This is a genomic window from Streptomyces sp. W16, from assembly GCF_033194735.1.
Taxonomy (GTDB): Bacteria; Actinomycetota; Actinomycetes; order Streptomycetales; family Streptomycetaceae; genus Streptomyces.
Map to the genome: position 1 here is coordinate 1 of NZ_JAWOAI010000601.1, position 5,358 is coordinate 5,358.

Below are 5,358 nucleotides of genomic sequence, written 5' to 3' on the forward strand. Positions count from 1 at the left end.
GTAGGCACTGCGGCGGGCAGTGCGGCGCCCGAGCCTGCGGCGTCGACACGGGTGGCCTACCGCTTCCGGGGCCGCACCACCCGTGCCCCCAGCAGCGACACGTCCTCGTCCAGCTGCGGGAACAACTCCGTGTCCGTGACCTTCAGTTCGGGGCCGAACAGGGTGGACAGCGACGGCCGGGCGCGGCCGGTCTGCACCGAGACGACCTCCCGCAGCACACCCGTCAGCTGCTCGGCCATCTCCTGCGCGGAGGCGAACCGGCGGGCCGGGTCCGGGTCGGTGGCGCGCACCAGGAGCCGGTAGAACGACTCGTAGCGGCGGAAGACCTCGATGTTGTCCGGGTCGGGCAGGGAGTCCACGAAGACGTTCGTATAGCCCTGGAAGTCGAAGGTGAGGACGGCGAGGGTGCGGCCGACGGTGTAGATGTCGGACGCCACCGACGGGCCGACCTCCGCGACCTCGGGTGCCTGGTACCCCACGGTGCCGTAGATGGCCGACTCGTCGTCGTCCATTCTGCGCACCGCGCCCATGTCGATCAGCTTGAGCTGGTCCTCGGTCTGGATCGCGTTGTCGACCTTGAAGTCGCAGTACAGCAGGTTGCGGCTGTGCAGGTGGCCGAGCGCCTCAAGGGCCTCGATGCCGTAGGCGCACGCCTGTTCCACCGGCAGCGGATCGCGCTTCCCGGTCGCCGTACGGCGGTCGTTGGCGATCTCCTTCAGGGACTTGCCGCCGACGTACTCCATGACGATGTACCCGTCCAGCGAACCCGTCCGCTGGTCCAGGTGCTCCACGAAGTTGTAGATCCGCACGATGTTGGAGTGCTCGATCTCGGCGAGGAAGCGCCGTTCGGAGATCGCGGCGGCCATCGCGTCCTCGTCGCCGGTGTCGAGGAGACCCTTGAGCACCACCCAGCGGTCGGAGACCGCGCGGTCCACGGCGAGATAGACCCAGCCCAGACCGCCGTGCGCCAGACAGCCCACGACCTCGTACTGGCCGTGCACGACGTCACCGGCGGCCAGCTTGGGCGTGAACGAGTACGGGTTGCCGCACTTGGTGCAGAAACCCTCCGTGCGCCCCGGGCTGTCCCCGCGGGACCGCCCCACCGGCGCACCGCAGTCCGAGCGCGAGCAGAACCGCTTCCGCTCGGGCACCTCCGGGTTCTCCAGCACCATCGCGCGCGGGTCGGGCCGCGGCACGTCCGGCACCTGCACCAGGCCGACCCCGAGCCGGCCGCGGGTCGAGGACGCCGACGACGAACCGGAACTGCGCACCGACACCGAGCGCCCGGAGGACTGCCCCGACACCGAGCGCGAGAGCCGGCCCGACACCGAGCGCCGCGACTTCGACGACGTACGCGAACTGCGGCTGCTGGTACGGGAACTGCTGCCCGAACCCCGCGAGCCCTTGCCGCCGCCGGTCATCCCGGTGGGCGGTGAACCGAGCGCCCCTCCCCCAGAGGGGGGACCCCCAGCCGAGACCACCGGTGCCAGACCGCACGTGTCGCAGTACAGCTCGCCGCCGCCCATGTCCTCGTACGACCCCTCGCAGCCGGGCCGCTGACACTTCCGCTGTGCCTCACTCATGACCGACCCCGCTTCTCCCTCGTCACTCACGCGCCCGGCCCCCTCATGTCCTCGGGCCCGCCCTGCGGCTGGGTCCGGGGAGCGCTCAACTGCTCGGCGGCGGCGTGCTGGTAGCGCAGCACCGCCTGTTCGGCGACGCGCAGGTCGCAGGGCGCGCTCCACAGCATGCGGCGCGCCGCGTCGTACCGCTCGATGAGGAACGGGTCCTCCGCGAGGCCGTGCCGGGCGACCTTCGCCTTGTACGCGTCGAGCCGGCCGCGCAGCTCCGCGCGGACCGCCAGCGGCTGGGTGACCGCCGTCAACGACTCGCGGGCGCGCAGCAGTTCGTCCTCCGCCTTCTGCTCCAGTGACTCCAGGAGCGGGGACAGGCGGTGCCACTGGGCGTGTCTGCGGTACTCGGCGGCCGTCGACAACTGCTCCTGCAGCACGGTCGGCGGTCCGCTGACGACCGGCACCTCCGTGGCCGCGATCTTCGCGAGGACCTCACCGCGCGCGGTGCGCGCCTCGGCGAGCGTGCGGTCCGCGCGGGAGAGCACGTCCCGCAGCTTCACCAGGCGCGCCTCCGCGTCCTGCCGGACGGTCAGCACGGCGTCGATCTCCCGCCGCACCTCCTCCAGGGCGCGCGCCTCCCGGTCGTAGACCGTGGTGTCGGGCCGGCCGCCGCCGGGCGCCGAACTGCCCTGCGCCCGCACCCAGTAGGCCAGCGGGTCGGAGATGACCCGCTCGCGCAGCTCGGTCAGAGTGCTGGTGATGCGCTCCAGGTCGTCGCCCGCGGGGTGTTCGCCGGGGCGGACGCCGACGGAGTGGGCCAGCTGTCGGGTGCGCTGCAACTCGGCGGCCAGTAAATCGATCCGGGCGGGCAGCGCCGACCACACCGCGTCGGAGGTGACGACCATGTCCAGCGAGTTCGCGTACAGGTCGTTCATCTCGTCGACCAGCGCGCTCAGCGAGAACTGGTGGCTCAGCTTGCTCGAACCGCCGGTCAGCGTCGGGGCGTTGGCGGTCGCCGTGGTGGATCCGGCGACGGTGACGGACTCGCCGCGCAGCAGCTCGGTCAGCTCGACCAGGTCCTCACGGCTGGACCAGCGGCGCCGGGAGCGGATGCTCTGGGCGGCGTGGAACGCGTCCGTGTACGCGTCGAAGTACGCCCACAGCAGGGTGATCGACGCGTCGGTGGTCGCCCAGCGCTCCTTGGTCGTGCCGGTGAGCTCGGCGCCTTCGAGGAGTCTGCGGCCCGCGTGGTCCTGGAGGGCGAGGAGCGAGGTCTCGATGGCCTCGTGCTCCGCGCCGAGCCGCGCCAGCGCACGGTCCACCTCGTCCCGGTCCATTACCGGCCCGGGGGGTCCCGTGACGCCCATCGATCACCTCTCGCTGCGTTGTGTTCCGCCGGTGGTCCGTGTCTGTTCGGTTCGGTTGTTGACGGTTCGTCACTTGTACTGCGGTACGGGCGGGTTGGCCGACTTCGAGTCCGCGCGCAGGGTGGGCAGCAGCCATTTCGTGTACGACGCCCGCCAGCCGGTGGGGCTGGTGCGGTAGGTCTCCAGTATTCGGTTGACCCGGCGTACCAGATCGGTGGCTTTCAGGTTCATCGCCACGCCGTAGTACTCGGTGGTGAAGGGGCTGCCCTTCAGCTCCACCGTCGGGTCCTGTGCGGCCTGGCTGGCGGCGAGCGCGCCGTCGGTCACCACCGCGTCGGCCTCGCCGAGTTGGAGCTTCACCAGACAGTCCAGCTGGTTGGGGACGGGGTCCATGATCTTGACGCTGGCGGGGATCTTCTTGCCCTTGTCCGCGTCCAGATGGCCGTTCGCCGTGGAGGTCGCCGCCGAGCAGATCCGCTTGCCGGCGAGGGAGTTGTTGTAGCCCGTGATCGTCGACACCTTCGGGGCGAGGACCTGCTGGCCGGTGACGAAGTACGGGGCGGAGAAGGCGACTTGCTTGGCGCGGTCGCAGGTGATCGTCATGGTGCGGACGACCATGTCGACGCGGTTGTTCTGGATCGCCGGGATGCGCTCGTTGGTCGGGATGGCCAGGAACTGGATCTTGTCGTCGCTGTAGGAGCTGCCGAAGATGTTCTTGGCGATGGCCGTGACGAGGTCGATGTCGAAACCCGCCAGGTCACCCTTGGCACTGTTCGGATCGCGGTAGCCCCAGCGGTAGCTGTTCTGGTCGACGCCCACCTTCAGGACGCCGCGGGCCTTGATGGCGTCGATCGTGGTGCCCCCGGCGTCCGACGGGGTCGGGCTCTGGTTCTGGATGGTGCTCTCGTCGCACTTGGGCGCCTTGGCCTGGATGCCCTGGGCCGTGCCCTGTCCGCCGACGTCCGCGCCGGCCTCGCCGCGCGACTGGGTGAGCGGCAGCAGCAGGACGAACGCGACCGCGAGGACGCAGACGACCGCCATCGCACCCACCCCGCCCCAGCCCTTCAGGCTGATCCGCAGGCGTCGTACAGCCCTCAGGCGGCGAAAAAAGTCACTGCGTGCTCGCATGGTCACGCCCCCCTTCACCGGTACTCCGACAGCCTGCGCCCGACGCCCAGTACGGCGCCGGCCGCGCCGAGCACGGCGAGCACCGCGGCGCCGACGGTGAGGCCGGTCATGGCGTCCAGGCCGTCACCCGCGGACCGCTGGAACTCCTCGGTCTCGTGGGTCAGCGCCGTCTCCAGCGAGGCGTCCACGGACTTGAAGCACTCGGCCGTCGCGCCGTCCTTGCCGATGACACCGTCGCGGGCCTTCTGGTAGTCGCCCGCGTTGTTGTAGTCGCTGACCTTCTTGTGGCGGGCTATCCACACCGTCATGGAGCTGTTGGCGACCGCGACGGGCTTGCGGCCCGCGGAGTCGTCGGCGAGCGAGTCGGCCAGTTTCAGGCCCTTGCCCAGCGTGGCGATCTCCTGGTCGTAGCCCCAGTCGTAGGCGTCCATGACCGTGTCGTCCGCGAGTTTGTGGGTCTCGGCGCCCCGGCTGACCAGCGTCAGGTTCTCGTCGCTGCGGGCCTTCAGGGAGGCGATGCGGGCGTCGTGCAGCACGTTGAGCGACTTGACCCCGTGGTCGTAGGAGTCGTTGAGGCCCGCGCGGGCGACGGTGTGGCCGACGACCACCCACAGCAGGACGACGGCGGTGGTGGCCGAGGCGGCTACCAGGCCGTGGTTCAACACCCGGTTGGTGCGCTGGTAGTTGCGCCGCTGGGCCCAGGCCAGACCGCCGAGCGCGATGAGCCCGAGGGCGATCGCGAACCACGGGTACGGCGTCGCGTTTCCGTAGTCGGCGCTCAGTCGCGCGTTCTCGCTCTTGTAGAGCTTCTGGGCCGTCGGCAGCATCTTGGTCTGCATGGTGTCGTTCGCGGCACGCAGATAGGCGCCGCCCACCGGGAAGCCCTGCCGGTTGTTGGCACGGGCCGACTCGACCAGTCCCTTGTACTGCGGCAGGAGTTCGTTGAGCTGCGTGATGTAGTTCGCGGACGACGAGCCCGGGTCGGTGTTGGCGGCGGCGGTGACGAGCTTCGCGGCGGCCCTCTTGATGTCCTTCTCGTACTGGTCGCGGGTCGCCTGGGTCTCCTGCAGACCCGCCAGATAACCGGTGGCCGCCATCGTGTTGGCGTCCGCCAGCGAGCGGTAGATGTCCGCCGCGTCCGAGCTGAGCGGCTGACTGTGGTGGAGCACGTCGTCGGCCGCCGTCGCGCGGCTGTCGGTCTGCCACGCGGTGACCGCGCCGAACGCCACCACCAGCACGGCCAGCAGCGCGCCGATCGCCCGCAGTCGGCCCGGCTCCGTGGTGGCCGC

At 70.5% G+C, this 5,358-nt stretch carries 3 protein-coding genes and 1 pseudogene; all 4 read right to left on the bottom strand.

The genetic code is table 11. The features are described 5' to 3' along the window. Positions 1-62 precede the first annotated feature (62 nt). Positions 63-1,583 (bottom strand): annotated as a pseudogene (locus tag R6V09_RS44925) (serine/threonine protein kinase); the annotation flags it as partial. 26 nt (positions 1,584-1,609) lie between these two features. Then, complete coding sequence (locus R6V09_RS44930; protein WP_317887252.1) at positions 1,610-2,941, bottom strand: hypothetical protein; 1,332 nt, start codon at positions 2,939-2,941, stop codon at positions 1,610-1,612. 69 nt (positions 2,942-3,010) lie between these two features. Further along, entirely contained in the window at positions 3,011-4,069 is a 1,059-nt protein-coding gene (locus R6V09_RS44935) for a glutamate ABC transporter substrate-binding protein (RefSeq protein WP_317887253.1), read from the bottom strand. Between the two features lie 14 nt (positions 4,070-4,083). Beyond that, the coding region (locus R6V09_RS44940; protein WP_317887254.1) for a hypothetical protein at positions 4,084-5,358 on the bottom strand (1,275 nt) is incomplete at its 5' end.

Coding starts and splice junctions, on each gene's coding strand:
- R6V09_RS44935 (WP_317887253.1), bottom strand. CDS start 4,069: ATGCGAGCACGCAGTGACTTTTTTCGCCGCCTGAGGGCTGTACGACGC.
- R6V09_RS44930 (WP_317887252.1), bottom strand. CDS start 2,941: ATGGGCGTCACGGGACCCCCCGGGCCGGTAATGGACCGGGACGAGGTG.